This window comes from Corynebacterium sp. 11A (assembly GCF_008930935.1).
Taxonomy (GTDB): domain Bacteria; phylum Actinomycetota; class Actinomycetes; order Mycobacteriales; family Mycobacteriaceae; genus Corynebacterium; species Corynebacterium megadyptis.
In genome coordinates, this window is the sequence record NZ_PQMR01000011.1 from 71,377 (window position 1) to 85,023 (window position 13,647).

A 13,647-nucleotide genomic window follows, 5' to 3' on the forward strand; every position below is an offset into this window, starting at 1 on the left:
GTTCACTCCTCGCTCTCGCGATCAGGGGCGGACTCGGGATGGGTATTCTGGGCACGCTTTTTCCGCCACGCGCCGCAGGCGGCCACATAGTCATTCGCCGTGGGGCGGAAGATGGCCAGCCCACCGAGCGCCAGCACCATGGGTATCAGCCCGAAGGACAGCCCGACGAAGCGGAAAACGAAGGCCATCACGTCGAGCACGATGACGATGGCTAGCACGAGCAGAAGGATGCGGCGCGAGCGGGCGGAGCCGGAGTGCAGCTGCGCGGCGAGGCCCGCTATCACCAGCCCTAACACCATATTAAAGAAGCCGACGATGCGTTGATTACGCACCACGCTGTCTTGGAACTCCAGCGGCGCGGCGGGATCCCCCTGATAGCCGGCGGTGGTGACCACCAGCCCGGCGAGGATCATAAGCGCCGCCCCGGCGAGCAGGAGGAAAAATCCCACCCGAATACTGGCGGGGGCTGTAGGCTGCGGGGCCGAGGCGGGGTGAATCATGGCGATATCCTTCAACAGCAAGGGGTAGGGCGAAGCAGCGGCGGGACCGCTAGCGCTGGGTCTCTGCGGGCTCGATCCACGTCTTCGACTCGGGGCGGGAGAAAAACACCAGGCCCAAGACTGCGGCCACGCCCACCACAATTTGCAGGGAGCCGTCGATGAGGAATTGCACCGAGTTCGGATCGGACATCGGCGGCGGAGAGAAGAACACGAACAGCGCCCGAATGGTGAAGTAGATGCCAAAGAAGGTGAGTAGCCGCTTCGCGCTGGGCGCCTTCTCCCGAGCGCGGGCGATCACATTCACCATCCACGCGACAATGGCCAAGATCGCGAAGGCGAAGAGCATGATGACCACGTAGTAGCCGATCACCGCCAGATTCAGGGCGGTATCCCCCAGGTTCTCCAGCTGGGACACTTGCTCCGAGTCCATGGTGGCGATCACCTGGGAGGCGACCTCGCGGGGGTTCATGGCGGTGGTGAGCACCAGCACCACATGCCGCAGCACCTCGGCGATAATCAGCACCCACCACACCTTGACGGCAAGATCGATCGATTCCGGCCGCTCCTTCGATTCAGGCTCGGTGCGGCGCCCGCCCCGTGGTGGCTGCTGGCGCTGATCGCTACCTGGCCCTGCAGGCCCGTGGGAGGGCTGGGGGTCCGGCTTCGCATCCCAGGGACGCGAGGGGCCGCGGCGCGGGGTGCGCGGGCTGCGATCACCAGGGCGCTCCGGCTGCGGCGGCTGCAGCTGGCGCTCCGGCTCACCGAGTCCGCTGGGGCGCTCCGGCGGCGGCGCATCGGGGACAGGCTGGCCGCCAGGAGCAGGCTGGCCACCAGGAGAAGGCTGGCCGCCCATCCCGCCGGGGCTGCTGGGTGGTGGTGCTGGGGTGTGGTTGTGCACAGCTGACCTATCTGGCTCTAGGGTGTCTGGTCTCGCCTTTAGCCGCATCGGCGGGCGAGGTCCACGGCAAAGTAGGTGAGAATCTGGTCGGCGCCGGCGCGCTTAATGGACAGGGCGGATTCCATCATCACGGCGTCAAGATCAATCCAGCCATTGCGGGCGGCGGCGTGAATCATGGAGTACTCACCAGAGACCTGGTAGGCGGCCACGGGCACCTCCACGCGCTCCTTGACGGCGGCCAGCACATCCAGATAGGGCAGGGCGGGCTTGACCATCACGAAGTCGGCGCCTTCTGCCACATCCAGATCCACCTCCAGCAGGGATTCGCGGAAGTTCGCGGGATCCTGCTGATAGGTGCGGCGATCCCCCTGCAGGGAAGAACCCACGGCGTCGCGGAAGGGGCCGAAGAAGGCGGAGGCGTATTTGGCGGAGTAGGCCATGATGGCCACGTCCTGGAAGCCGGCGGCATCAAGGGCCGCGCGGATGGCGGAAATTTGGCCATCCATCATGCCGGAGGGGCTCACAATGTGGGCGCCCGCCTCGGCTTGGGCCACGGCCATGCGCTGATAGCAGGGCAGGGTGGCGTCATTATCCACCACGGTGGCGCCGAAGCGATCAGTGGTGAGCACCCCACAGTGGCCGTGATCAGTGAACTCATCGAGGCAGGTATCGGCCATGACCAGCACATCGTCGCCGAAGCGCTCCCGCACTGCCCGCACTCCGCGGTTGAGAATGCCGTCCTCGGCCCAGCTCTGCGAGCCGTTATGGTCTTTGCTGTCCTCCACCGGAACACCGAAGAGGTCGATGCAGCGCACCCCCGCCTCGGCGGCGTCCTCGACGGCGTGCAGCAGGGAGTTTTCCGTGTGCTGGTACACCCCCGGCATGGAAGAAATTTCATTCGGCGCGTCGATCTTATCGGCGATAAACATCGGCAAGATCAGATCACTCGGGTGCAAGCGGGTCTCGGCCACAAGCTCACGCATAGCCGATGAGCTGCGCAGACGGCGCGGACGGCGGAGCAGTCCGGCATCGTAGTGTGCGTCGCGGGCCCCAGCAGTATTCTCGGAAAACTCAGACATGCTTCCTACCTTAACGCGCGACAGCGCGCGGGTGGTCCCCCGCGCGCTTGTCTACTTCTTCGTTGCTTTCTTCCGGCTGCGTCGCTTCTTTCGCGGCGGCGGCAGCTGGTCAGTGGCCCGCAACTGGGCGACGTGATCGGCCAGGGCATCCACTACGTTGTGCACGCTCGCTTCCTCCGGCACCACATCCACGCGCAACCCCAGCTCCTTAGCGGTGGCGGCCGCCATCGGACCAATGCAGGCAATGATGGTGCGCTGATGCGGCTTACCAGCGATTCCGACGAGATTGCGCACGGTGGACGAGGAGGTGAAGCACACGGCATCGAAGCCGCCCGTTTTGATCATGTCGCGGATCTCCGCCGAGGGCGGGGCGGCCCGCACGGTGCGGTAGGCCACCACATCATCAACGTCCCAGAACTTGGCCTTGAGGCCATCGACCAGCACATCGGTGGCGATGTCAGCGCGCGGCAGCAGCACCCGACCTACGGGGTCGAGGTCCTCGTCATACTCGGGGAATACCTCCACCAAGCCATGGGCGTTCTGGTGCTTCTCGTGCGGCATCAGCTCGGGGCTAATACCCCAGACGCGGATGGCGGCTGCGGTCTTTTTCCCCACCGCGGCGATGCGCACCCCGGCGAGATCGCGGGCATCGAGGCCGAACTCTTGCAGCTTCGACCACAGCGCGTCCACGGCATTGACGCTGGTGAGCACGATCCACTGGTAGCGCCCCTCCACAATGCCCTTGATGGCGCGCTCCATCTGGGCAGGGTTGCGCGGCGGCTCCAGCGAGATGGTGGGCACTTCTTGGGGGATAGCGCCGTGGCTGGCCAGGCGGGTGGACATGTCCGCGGCCTGCGCCTTCGCCCGCGGCACCAGCACGCGCCATCCGTAGAGCGGGCGGGTCTCCCACCAGGAGTATTTCGAGCGGGCATCCACGCCGCGCCCGATCGTGACCACCAGCTGGCCGGGGAATTCCCCGTTGAGCTTGCCAAGCGTGTTCAGCTGGGTGTCGTGGGTGCGCTGCAGGCGGGTGGTGCCGTGCACCGTCACCGATACTGGGGTGTTGGCGGCCATGCCGCGTTCGCTCAGCTCGGCGGCGATGGTGGCCAGATCGTCTTGGGTGGCGGTGAGTACCAGCGGCTGCGGCGCCTCGGCCAGCTGATCCCAGTCCACATCGGTGGCGGCCACATCGGTTTCGGTATAGGTCGATCCCGTGGCAATGCCGGCGAAGGAAGGCACGGTCGCCGGCAGTGACATGCCTGGCACTACCTGGAATTCGATGCCGCGGTGCGAGACCTCGTTGATCTCCCGCAGGGTGTGATCATTAGACAGCGGATTGCCGGCCACGAGCCGGATCACGTCATGGCCCTGGCGCACCTTCTCCTCGAGCCAATCCACACTAGCGTGCACACTGGGCTCGACGGCCGAATCCTCCTGCGAGGCGGCGTCGATAATAGCGGTGACCTCGGTGATCTCCCCTGCCCCGGGCTGCGGCGGCTTCGGCGGCTTGCGGCGCGCCCCCTTGGCCTTCGCGGCGGCGCAGGCGGCCTCATAATCAGCATTCCACTGATCGATCTTGGCCTGCGGCACGCTCAGCGACTGCCCCACAATATCGCGCACGCCCGGCAGCACCACCTCATCAACCAAGGCGTAGACGGTGTGGCTCAGCACATCGCGCGCCCGCACCGTGAGCAGCTCGGGGTTGCCGGGGCCAGCCCCAACAAAAAGAACGGTCGCACCGTTCACCCCAGCAGCAGGCTCGCTAACGCGGGTCTGCTCACTAGCGCGATCGTCGGCCTGCAAGTCCTGAGCTGTCATCTACTTCTTTTCTTTTGGCGCGGCGGATGGGGGTGGGATCACAAGGTATACGTCGTGGGACGTGAAATAACCCCTTCGACCGTTCGCGGGCCTGGAAAATACGCGGTCCTTATCGGCGAAGAGGTTCGTCCACATGCTAGGTAAAGGGTAGAGCATGAATCGGCCTGTGAAAAATCGCCTTATACCACGCCCACCCACGAACCCATGTACTGGGGTCCCCTCTGTGCCAGTGATCCCGCCGACGCTTATCGACGCCGCCCTGCTTACTCACAAGCCATACCTCGAAGCTATCGATGTGGCTTAATATAAGGGCTCAGTCGTAATTCGTGACATCCCTGAAGGTTCGTTGCCGATGCTCCCCGCCCTTAGCCCTGCCGATCGCGGCGCGCTCTCCGCCACAGCCGCGTCGGGCACACCTCGCCATATCTCTTTTTCGCGATGGCACAAGGTGGTCTTCGTACTGATGATGGCCGCGTCCCTCATCTATGCCTTTTATAATGGCCACGGCCTGCGCTATCGCGTGGACATGGAGGTCTACCGTGTGGGCGCCCAGCGGGTGCTCGACGGCCAGGAGCTGTATAGCGGGGCGTTTCAGATCACCCCAGATGTGGTGTTGCCCTTCACCTATCCGCCGATCTCGGCGCTGCTCTTTGTGCCGCTCACCTTCGGTTCGCACACGGTGGCGTCGCTGTGTATCACCCTCGCCAATGTGGCCGTGCTCTTCGCGCTGACGCGGCTGATCATCACCCGCTTCGCCGCCGTGGATTCCTCCACCGGATCGTGGCTCGCGCTCGCCACCACGGCAGCGCTGGTGCCGATCGGCCCCATCTGGTCCACCGTGGTCTACGGGCAGATCAATATTTTCCTCATCGCGCTGATCATCGTGGACACCATGGTTCTGCCACGGCGCTGGCGCGGCGTGCTCACCGGCGCCGCCGTGGCCATCAAGCTCACCCCAGCGGTCTTTGGCCTCTGGTTTTTGCTGCAGCGCGACTGGGCGTCGATTCTGCGCATGGGGGCCGGCACCCTGGGGCTTACGGGGATTGCGTGGGTGATTCTGCCGCAGGATTCGCGCACCTACTGGCTGGATACGCTCGCCTCCACGGGGCGCATCGGCAACATGGATTTTCCCGCCAACCAGTCCTTCAACGGTGCGTTGTGGCGGGCGGGGCTGCGCGATGACAACTCCGGCTCCACGCTGTGGCTGCTACTTGCCCTCATCACCATCGCCGTGGTGGCCGCACTGATGGTGCGACTCTTCCGCGCCCAGGCCCCCTTCGAAGCCTTGGCGGCCAATAGCTTCATCGCGCTGCTGGCCAGCCCAGTGTCCTGGACCCACCACTGGGTATGGATTCCGCTACTGGTTATCGCCGTGACCCTGCGGGTGACGCATCCCGCCACCGGCGATAGCTTCAGCAGCCGGATGCGCGTTGTCTGGAAAGTCTTTGCCGCTGTGGGATTCTTCTGCTTCCTGCTGGACCCGAAGGCTTTTACTCCCATCCCCGAGTTCGGCGGGGAGTGGAACCTCTTCTGGCACGTGGTGGGCAATAGCTACCTGTGGTGGACCGTGGCCTGCATCGCGGTGTTGTGGGTGCTCTACCGGCCTCTAGTCCAAGAAAGCCACAGCGCGGAGGAGACGCCCGTCACGCCCGTGCCCCATCAAGGGGTGAATCCTAAGAAATAGATAACGCTACTCTAAGATCAGTCGCGTGAATGCAGTATTAGTTGCGGTCATCGTCATGCTGGTCTTGGCTGTCAGCCGCGTCCATGTCGTGCTTGCCCTCTTCATCGGCGCCCTCGTCGGTGGACTGATTGGTGGTCTGGGGGTCGATGGCACCATGCTCGCCTTCCAGGACGGTCTGGCAGGCGGCGCCAGTATCGCGCTCAGCTATGCGCTGCTCGGCGCCTTCGCCATGGCCATCGCCAGCACCGGTCTGCCCAAGATGTTGGCGGACTGGATCATCACGAAAATGGATCGCTCGGCCGGCGAGGCCTCTGAGCGTGCAGAAGCCACCACCAAGTGGGCGCTGATCCTCGGTATCTTCGCCATGGCGGTGATGTCGCAGAACCTCATCCCGGTGCACATCGCCTTTATTCCGCTGCTCATCCCGCCGCTGCTCACCGTGTTCAACCGCATCGGCTTGGACCGTCGCGCGGTGGCGACCACGCTGACCTTCGGTCTCGTCACCACCTACATGTTCCTGCCGGTGGGCTTCGGCAATATCTTCCTCAATGACATCCTGCTGGGCAATATTCAAGACGCCGGCATGGACACCTCGGGGATCAATATCATGCAAGCCATGGGCATCCCGGCGCTCGGCATGCTCATCGGTCTGCTCATCGCCCTCTTTATCAGCTACCGCGGCCGCCGCCACTACGAGGATCTGCCGGTTCTTGGCGAGGACACCTCCCGCCCTGCAGAAACCCGCACCCAGCCGTCCACCCCGGCCACCGGCTCCACGGCGGCACCCGCCGTCACTGAGGTAGAGGTGGAATCCGCCACCACCCCGCGGGCCAGCACCTATCAGATCATCGTGGCCCTCATCGCTATCGTGGCCACCTTTGCCATCCAGGTAGTCATGCAGGCCATGGGCGCCGAATCCAACTCCCTGCTGGTGGGAGCCTTGGTGGGCCTGTCCATCATCCTCATCACCGGCGCGGTGAAGTGGAATGAGGCCGATGATGTCTTTACCGATGGTATGAAGATGATGGCCATCATCGGCTTCATCATGATCTCCGCCCAAGGCTTTGCCGCGGTTATGAAGGAAACTGGGCACGTGACCACCCTGGTGGAAGACGCCACCAACGCCTTCGGCAGCAACCAGGGCGTCGCCGCGCTCGTCATGCTGGCCGTGGGCCTGGTGGTCACCATGGGTATCGGCTCCTCCTTCTCTACCCTGCCGATTATCGCCACCATCTACGTCCCGCTGTGTATGGAGCTGGGCTTCTCGCCGCTGGCCACGGTGGCCATCATCGGCACCGCCGGTGCGCTGGGTGATGCCGGTTCGCCCGCCTCGGACTCCACCCTCGGTCCCACGGCCGGTTTGAACGCCGATGGCCAGCACGATCACATCCGCGACTCGGTGATCCCCACCTTCCTACACTTCAACCTGCCGCTCATGGCCGCAGGCTGGATCGCGGCGATGATCCTCTAGTCCAGGCTTTTCGCCTCGACCATTCAGCCCCGCCATCACCTGCCACCTGCTCGGGACAGGCTGTGGCGGGGCATGTGTTATCTCCGCAGCGCTCGACGGCGCTCCCCAGCGGGCCCTCGGCCCCGCCCACACTGGCTCGCACCCTAACTCGTACTGCTCGCTCCATTTAGCATTGTGCTGGCCTAGTCCATAGAATGTGTCTTACGCTGCTCCCATTCCCAGCACATGGAACGCCCTGTGATTACTCTGAGCAGCCTTTTTATTCCCTTAACGCGATATCCGCGCTCGGTTTTCTAGCGCGCGTGAATGGCCTTTATGTCCGATGTCGCGTCCCACTGCGAAAGAGATGGAATGAACGATAAGCCCTACGATGGCCTCGACGAGGCCACCGACACCTTCCACGATGTGGATCATCGCCCGCGCCACGCGGCCACTCAAGCAGAGGCGGCGCAGTCCGACCACTCTGGCTCCACGGCCACAGAGCGCGCCAGCGATACTTCGGCGGCTAATCCCGGTCCCGCACCGCTGAGCGAGGGCGGCGAGGAATCCAGCGACGAGGTCGATCGCGGCGCGATTCTCGGCTCGGATGGCCGCTGGCTGGCCGGATGGGCCCTGCGCTTTGTCATTCTTGTGATTGCCGCTACCCTGCTGTGGTTCGGTCTGGCCAAAATCTGGGTCGGTTTGCTCCCGATCCTCTTGGCTATCCTCCTCTGCACAGTGCTGTGGCCGCCGGTGCGCTGGCTTCGCAGCAAAAAGGTTCCCGCTGGGCTGTCCGCGCTGCTGGTAATTCTGGGCTTCTTTGCGGTCTTCGGTGGGGTTATTGCTGCCATCGCCCCGAGCATTACGTCGCAAAGCCAAGTGCTGTGGAAAGAGGCCCGCCGCGGCGCGGATCAGCTCATCGACTGGGTCCAGGGCCCGCCGCTGAATCTGCGGCTGGAGCAATTCAATGGGCTGATAGACCAGGTGACCTCGCGGCTGCAGCAGCAGTCCAGCCAGATCACCTCGGGCGTGTTCAGCGGATTGTCTGCCGCCTCCTCTATCGCGGTCACCTTCGTGGTGATGCTCGTGCTCACCTTCTTCTTCCTCAAGGACGGCACCGGTTTCCTACCCTTCGTTCGCCGCTATGCTGGGCACAACGCCGGCTGGCACTTGAGCGAGGTGCTCACCCGCACTTGGAATACCCTCGCAGGCTTCATCCGCGCCCAGGCCATCGTGTCGCTGGTGGATGCCGTGCTCATCGGCGCCGGCCTGCTCATTCTGCAGGTGCCGCTAGCCCTGGCCTTGGCCACCATCACCTTCTTCGCCGGCTTCATCCCCATCGTGGGTGCGATCTCTGCCGGCACGATCGCGGTGCTGATTGCGCTGGTGTCCAATGGCGTGGGCACGGCCATTGCCGTGCTGGCGCTGATCCTCATCGTGCAGCAGCTGGAGGGCAATGTGCTCTCCCCGATCCTGCAGTCCAAGGCCATGAACCTGCACCCCGTGATCGTGCTGCTGTCGGTGACCGTGGGCTCTACTCTCTTCGGCATCATTGGCGCCTTCTTGGCCGTGCCGGTGGCAGCCACCCTCGCGGTCTGGCTGCGCTATCACTCTGATCTGGTGGCGCTGCGCGCCGGCGAGATCACCGCCGACGATATTGAGATCGCCACCGCCAAGGGCGATCAATCATCGGAAGGCCTGCAAAGCTTCGAGACCATCCGGCAGAAGATGCTGGCTCTAGGCACCCGCAAGGAAAGCTCCTTGCAGTCCACCAAGGAGGCAAAGAAGAGCCAGAACGACGAGGAATAACCCCCTCGCTACACAGCAAAGCACCGCCGGAAACGCACTCTCCGGCGGTGCTTTTTCGTGCGCCACCGCGCAGGTGTCCCTCGAGTAGGACGCCCCGCGCTTGGGCTAGGCCACGAGGGCCTTATTCTGCTGGACGCGGCTTGTTAGAGATAATCCCCCACCACGGCGGCGATCTCCTTGGCGCTGTGATCGACCACGTCGAACCATGTGGTGGCAGCATTCTCGTCTGCGGAGTCGCTGACCTGCTTGATCAGGGTGATCGGAATATCGAAGAAGCGCGCTACCTCCACGAAGGCGACGCCCTCCATATCGACCAGCTCGGCATAGTGGCCCAGCCGGGCGCGCGTCTCGGAGTCGCGAATAAAGCTATCGCCGGTGGCCAGCCCCGCCGCGGGCAGCGGGCCGACCTTCTTCAGCTCATAGGGCTCGCCCCAGCCGCGCCCGGTGGCGTCTTCAAATACGTCGCGGTCGAGGTCATGCTTGAACACCGTGGCGATCTCGAATACACCAGAGACGCCGTCCTTGAGGCCGCCCGCGGTGCCGATATTGATGATGCGCGAGGGGCTTCGGCCCTGCGCGCGGGCATCGGCCAGCAGGGCGGTGAGCCTGATAGCTGCGGCGAGAGTGCCGATGCCGGTGATCAGCACCGGCACGTCCTCGGGCAGATAAGCGGCCTCTTCCTTCGTGGCAGAGACGATGAGAGGCTGTGAATCCACGATCTGAGTCATGGCCCCAAAGTCTAGCAAGACTAGAGGCCCACCGATTCGCCGTCGATCTCGGCCCGCGGCGGGTCCAGCTCCACGCGCACGTTCATGCTGTTGTTCTCATCAAATACCCGATAGGCGAGCACCGCGTTGTCGATATCGGTGATCTCTACCTGGGCGTCCTTGATCCAGGGCTGGGCTTGTCGACGCCGCCCTAGCTGCTCATGCAGCGCATACATCCACTTCCCGATCTCGTGTAGCTCCTCCGGGGAGCCGGGGAAGGTGGGCCGCACGGAATCGTCGCCGCCGACTCGTTCCTCTTTCACCCCGGTAAAGCCCTGTTCATCGCCGTAGTAGATGGCGGGTATACCCGGCAGGGTGTAGAGCAACACAGCGGCGATAGCGGCACCGTGCTCCCCCACCTGGCTGGCGATGCGGGTGGTGTCGTGATTGCCCACGAAGGTCATCGGGGTGAAGTTGAGCTCGGCGTTGCGTTTCAGCGTCCACTCCAGCTCGTAGAAATTCCGATCCTTGATGGAGCTCCAGATGGCTTTCCACAGCTCGTATTGGGTAATGGAGTCCAGATGCGCCTTGGCCACATAGTCGTTGTAGTCGCCGTGAATCATCTCGCCCACAAACCACGCGTGCGGGAAACGCTCACGCACCCGGGTGGTGACGCGGGCAAAGAACTCCGGATCGGTGGCATACACGGCGTCGAGGCGCCACCCCGAGATGCCGCGCTCGAGCCAGTGGCACATCACATCCACCACATAGTCCTCCACCGCGGAGGAGGAGTGGTCCAGCTCCAGCAGATCGCCGTGTCCTTCAAAGTCACCGCCGCTGACATGCCCCGCGGTGGCCAACTCGTGGCTTTCAGCGACGTGGTTAAACACCCCGTCGAGCACCAGCTCAAGGTTCTTCTCGCGGCACACCTTCACTAGGTGATCGAAGTCCTCATCCGTGCCGAGGCGAGTATCTATCTGCAGATGGTCGATGGTGTCATAGCCGTGGGTGGCGGATTCGAAGATCGGGTTAAGCAGAATGGTGTCCGCGCCGATCTCGGCGGCATAGTCCAGCCAATTACAGATATGGCGCAGCCGCGGGGTGGTCTCGCGCTCTCCCTCGCTGGGGCGCACGGGGGCGCCGGTGAAGCCGAGTGGATAAATCTGCCAAATAATGTTGGGCATCGTTTTTTCTCTGGATCCTTCGCTAGTGACATCGCTGTCGTGGTGTTTCCTCCTTCCAGCTTAGTGAGTTCTTCCGCCGAGTCTGGGCGTATCGCTTAGGCAGTGCTGACAACCGCATGGCGGCGTCCTAAAGCTAAAATGCGAGGGACTACTGCCGAAGCTGAACGGGAAACAACCATGACTACCCTTTTGGGGATTGCGGGCGTCGTGCTGTCATTGCCCGCATGGGCGGTATTTCTGCACGGGTGCTGGCGCATTGTCCGCTTCGTCTCCCGGGGCACGCCCACCACCACTCGCACCGATCGCCCCTTTAGCCGTGCCTTCCAGGTGCTGCGCAAGGTGTTCGGGCACGGCGAAATGATGCCCAAACCCGCAGTGGCGATTGCCCACTGGCTGGTGATGGTGGGGTTCTTATTTGGTGTGGTGGTCTGGTTTGAGGCCTATATCCAAACCTTCAATCCCGCCGGCGGCTGGCCGTGGCTGCATGAGCTGCGCGTCTACAGGCTGCTCGAGGAAGTCCTCGGGCTGGGCACGGTCGTGGGCATTCTCTTTCTGTTCACCACTCGTCTGCGCGTGGGCCGCGCGAACCGCGTCGATCGTTTCTATGGCTCGAACGCCACCGCCGCGCATTTCGTGGAGGCAGTGGTCTTCCTCGAAGGCCTCGGTATTCTGCTGGTCAAGGCCGGCGCCATCGCTACCTATGGCGGCTATTCGCCGTGGACAGACTGGGTGACCGGTCCCCTATCCCAGCTGCTGCCGGCCGCACCGCTCATGGTCAGCGGTTTCGCCCTGTTCAAGCTGCTCACCGGCATGACGTGGCTGATCGTGGTGGGACGCAACCTGCATTGGGGCGTGTCCTGGCACCGCATCCTCGCGTTCTTCAACCTTTTCTTTACCCGCAACTACGACGGCAGTCCCTCCCTTGGCGCGCTCAGCCCCCTGATGGATGGTCCGCGCCCTCTCCGGCTCGCCGATCTCGAGCAGAGTGAGCCTGCCAGCCTCGGCACCGGCACCGTCGGCGATGCCTCGTGGAAGATGCTGCTCGATTCGGCCACCTGCACCGAATGCGGCCGCTGCCAGGCGGTGTGCCCCGCGTGGAACACCGAGAAGCCCCTCTCGCCGAAGCTACTCATGATGTCGCTTCGCGACGCCGCCCTCCACGCCGATCTCACCCCAGAGGACAGCCACGACGGCGTGGATGTGCTGAAGCTCGTCGGCGCCAACCAGGCGGTGACTGAGGATGTGCTGTGGTCGTGCACCAACTGTGGCGCCTGCGTTGAGCAGTGCCCCGTGGATATTGAGCACATCGACCACGTGGCCAACCTGCGCCGCTACCAGGTGCTCGAAGAATCCGCCTTCCCCTCCGAGCTGACGGGACTGTTTAAGAACCTGGAGAACAAGGGCAACCCGTGGGGGCGCAACTCCCGCGATCGTCGTGCGTGGATTGAGCGCGCCCGCAAGGACGGCATCGAGGTGCCGATCTTTGGCGAGGACGTCGCCGACTTTTCCGACACCGAATACCTGCTGTGGGTGGGCTGCGCCGGCTCCCTCGACGAGGACGGTGTGGCAACCTCGCGCGCCATTGTGGAACTGCTGCATACGGCCGGGGTGAAGTTCGCGGTGCTCGCCCAGGACGAAACCTGCACCGGCGACCCGGCGCGCCGCGCCGGCAATGAGCTGCTCTTCCAGACGCTCGCCGAGCAGAATGTGAGCACCTTAAACCAGGTGTTCGATGGTGTTCCACCGCGGCAGCGCAAGATCATCACCAGCTGCGCCCACTGCTTTAACACTCTGCGCAATGAATACCCAGACTTCGACGGCAACTATGACGTGTTCCACCACACCCAGCTGCTCAACCGCTTGGTCCGGGAAAAGCTGATCACCCCTGTGCCCCGCGGCCCAGAAAACCGTCGCCCACTCACCTACCACGACCCTTGCTTCCTGGGGCGCCACAATAAGGTGTTTGATCCGCCGCGTGAGCTGCTCGCGTCCACCGGTATGGAGCTGCGGGAGATGCCGCGCAACCGAGACGATGGCTTCTGCTGCGGCGCCGGTGGCGCCCGCATGTTCATGGAAGAAAACATCGGCCAGCGCATCAGCGATAACCGCGCGGCCGAGGCCGTGGCTACCGGCGCCGAGACCATCGCTGTGGGCTGCCCCTTCTGTAACACCATGCTGGGTGCCGGGGTGAAAGCCACCGCCAGCAAGCAGGCCACCGCCCCCGTGATTAAGGATGTCGCCCAGCTGATGCGCGATTCCATCACCATCGACGGTGCCCTGCCGCCCGCTCGACCCAAGGCCTTCCTCGAGCGGCCCACCCGTGTGGCCGCACCGCGGTCTGCTACGAAGAACGCACCTATCCCCGCCCCTGAGTCGCCCGCCGCCGAGGATGCGGGGAAGACTCCGGCTACCCCAATCCCTGCCGCGCCAACCCCAGCGGCGCCCAAGGCTGCAACTCCACCGGCGGCACGGCCCGCCGCGCCCACTCCAGCTACGCCGAAGGCGGCCAGCCCACAGG

The 13,647-nt window shown here is 63.9% G+C and carries 10 protein-coding genes; 4 read left to right on the forward strand and 6 right to left on the reverse strand.

Translation table 11 applies throughout. The features are described 5' to 3' along the window. Positions 1-2 precede the first annotated feature (2 nt). Genes GBB18_RS08675 through GBB18_RS08690 form a run of 4 tightly spaced genes read right to left on the reverse strand, consistent with a single transcriptional unit; the run spans position 3 to position 4,295 of the window. On the reverse strand, positions 3-500 hold the full coding sequence (locus tag GBB18_RS08675; RefSeq protein ID WP_151549614.1) for a hypothetical protein: 498 nt from the start codon (positions 498-500) through the stop codon (positions 3-5). A 49-nt stretch (positions 501-549) separates the two neighbouring features. Continuing rightward, on the reverse strand, positions 550-1,398 hold the full coding sequence (locus tag GBB18_RS08680) for a hypothetical protein (protein ID WP_151641407.1): 849 nt from the start codon (positions 1,396-1,398) through the stop codon (positions 550-552). A 38-nt stretch (positions 1,399-1,436) separates the two neighbouring features. After that, positions 1,437-2,477, reverse strand: a complete 1,041-nt coding sequence (hemB, locus tag GBB18_RS08685) for a porphobilinogen synthase (protein WP_151549616.1) — start codon at positions 2,475-2,477, stop codon at positions 1,437-1,439. Between the two features lie 51 nt (positions 2,478-2,528). After that, positions 2,529-4,295 carry a uroporphyrinogen-III synthase gene (locus tag GBB18_RS08690; RefSeq protein ID WP_151641408.1) on the reverse strand — a complete coding sequence of 589 codons (1,767 nt, stop codon included), beginning with the start codon at positions 4,293-4,295 and terminating at the stop codon, positions 2,529-2,531. A 463-nt stretch (positions 4,296-4,758) separates the two neighbouring features. Here GBB18_RS08690 and GBB18_RS08695 point away from each other — a divergent pair, with 463 nt between their 5' ends. The 3 genes from GBB18_RS08695 (at position 4,759) to GBB18_RS08705 (ending at position 9,238) form a co-directional block, all read left to right on the forward strand. Beyond that, positions 4,759-5,979, forward strand: a complete 1,221-nt coding sequence (locus tag GBB18_RS08695) for a glycosyltransferase 87 family protein (RefSeq protein ID WP_225990267.1) — start codon at positions 4,759-4,761, stop codon at positions 5,977-5,979. A gap of 25 nt (positions 5,980-6,004) precedes the next feature. Next, positions 6,005-7,450 (forward strand): Na+/H+ antiporter family protein, encoded by a 1,446-nt coding sequence (locus tag GBB18_RS08700; protein WP_151549619.1) that lies wholly within the window; start codon positions 6,005-6,007, stop codon positions 7,448-7,450. A 351-nt stretch (positions 7,451-7,801) separates the two neighbouring features. Further along, the gene (locus GBB18_RS08705) at positions 7,802-9,238 is read left to right on the forward strand and encodes an AI-2E family transporter (protein ID WP_151641410.1); all 1,437 of its coding nucleotides are present in this window, start codon (positions 7,802-7,804) and stop codon (positions 9,236-9,238) included. A 143-nt stretch (positions 9,239-9,381) separates the two neighbouring features. On the opposite strand, the gene GBB18_RS08710 is transcribed toward GBB18_RS08705, so the two are convergent. Next, positions 9,382-9,966 carry a nucleosidase gene (locus GBB18_RS08710; RefSeq protein ID WP_151641411.1) on the reverse strand — a complete coding sequence of 195 codons (585 nt, stop codon included), beginning with the start codon at positions 9,964-9,966 and terminating at the stop codon, positions 9,382-9,384. 20 nt (positions 9,967-9,986) lie between these two features. Beyond that, positions 9,987-11,129, reverse strand: coding sequence for an alpha-amylase family glycosyl hydrolase (locus GBB18_RS08715; protein ID WP_151641412.1), 1,143 nt, complete (start codon positions 11,127-11,129; stop codon positions 9,987-9,989). A 177-nt stretch (positions 11,130-11,306) separates the two neighbouring features. Here GBB18_RS08715 and GBB18_RS08720 point away from each other — a divergent pair. Continuing rightward, positions 11,307-13,647, forward strand: a 2,341-nt coding sequence (locus tag GBB18_RS08720) for a (Fe-S)-binding protein (protein ID WP_151641413.1), incomplete at its 3' end; no start/stop codon positions are given.

Excerpts from the sequence above, each read along its gene's own strand:
- GBB18_RS08675 (WP_151549614.1), bottom strand. The coding sequence starts at position 500 with ATGATTCACCCCGCCTCGGCCCCGCAGCCTACAGCCCCCGCCAGTATT.
- hemB (WP_151549616.1), bottom strand. The coding sequence starts at position 2,477 with ATGTCTGAGTTTTCCGAGAATACTGCTGGGGCCCGCGACGCACACTAC.
- GBB18_RS08690 (WP_151641408.1), bottom strand. The coding sequence starts at position 4,295 with ATGACAGCTCAGGACTTGCAGGCCGACGATCGCGCTAGTGAGCAGACC.
- GBB18_RS08695 (WP_225990267.1), top strand. The coding sequence starts at position 4,759 with ATGATGGCCGCGTCCCTCATCTATGCCTTTTATAATGGCCACGGCCTG.
- GBB18_RS08705 (WP_151641410.1), top strand. The coding sequence starts at position 7,802 with ATGAACGATAAGCCCTACGATGGCCTCGACGAGGCCACCGACACCTTC.
- GBB18_RS08710 (WP_151641411.1), bottom strand. The coding sequence starts at position 9,966 with ATGACTCAGATCGTGGATTCACAGCCTCTCATCGTCTCTGCCACGAAG.
- GBB18_RS08715 (WP_151641412.1), bottom strand. The coding sequence starts at position 11,129 with ATGCCCAACATTATTTGGCAGATTTATCCACTCGGCTTCACCGGCGCC.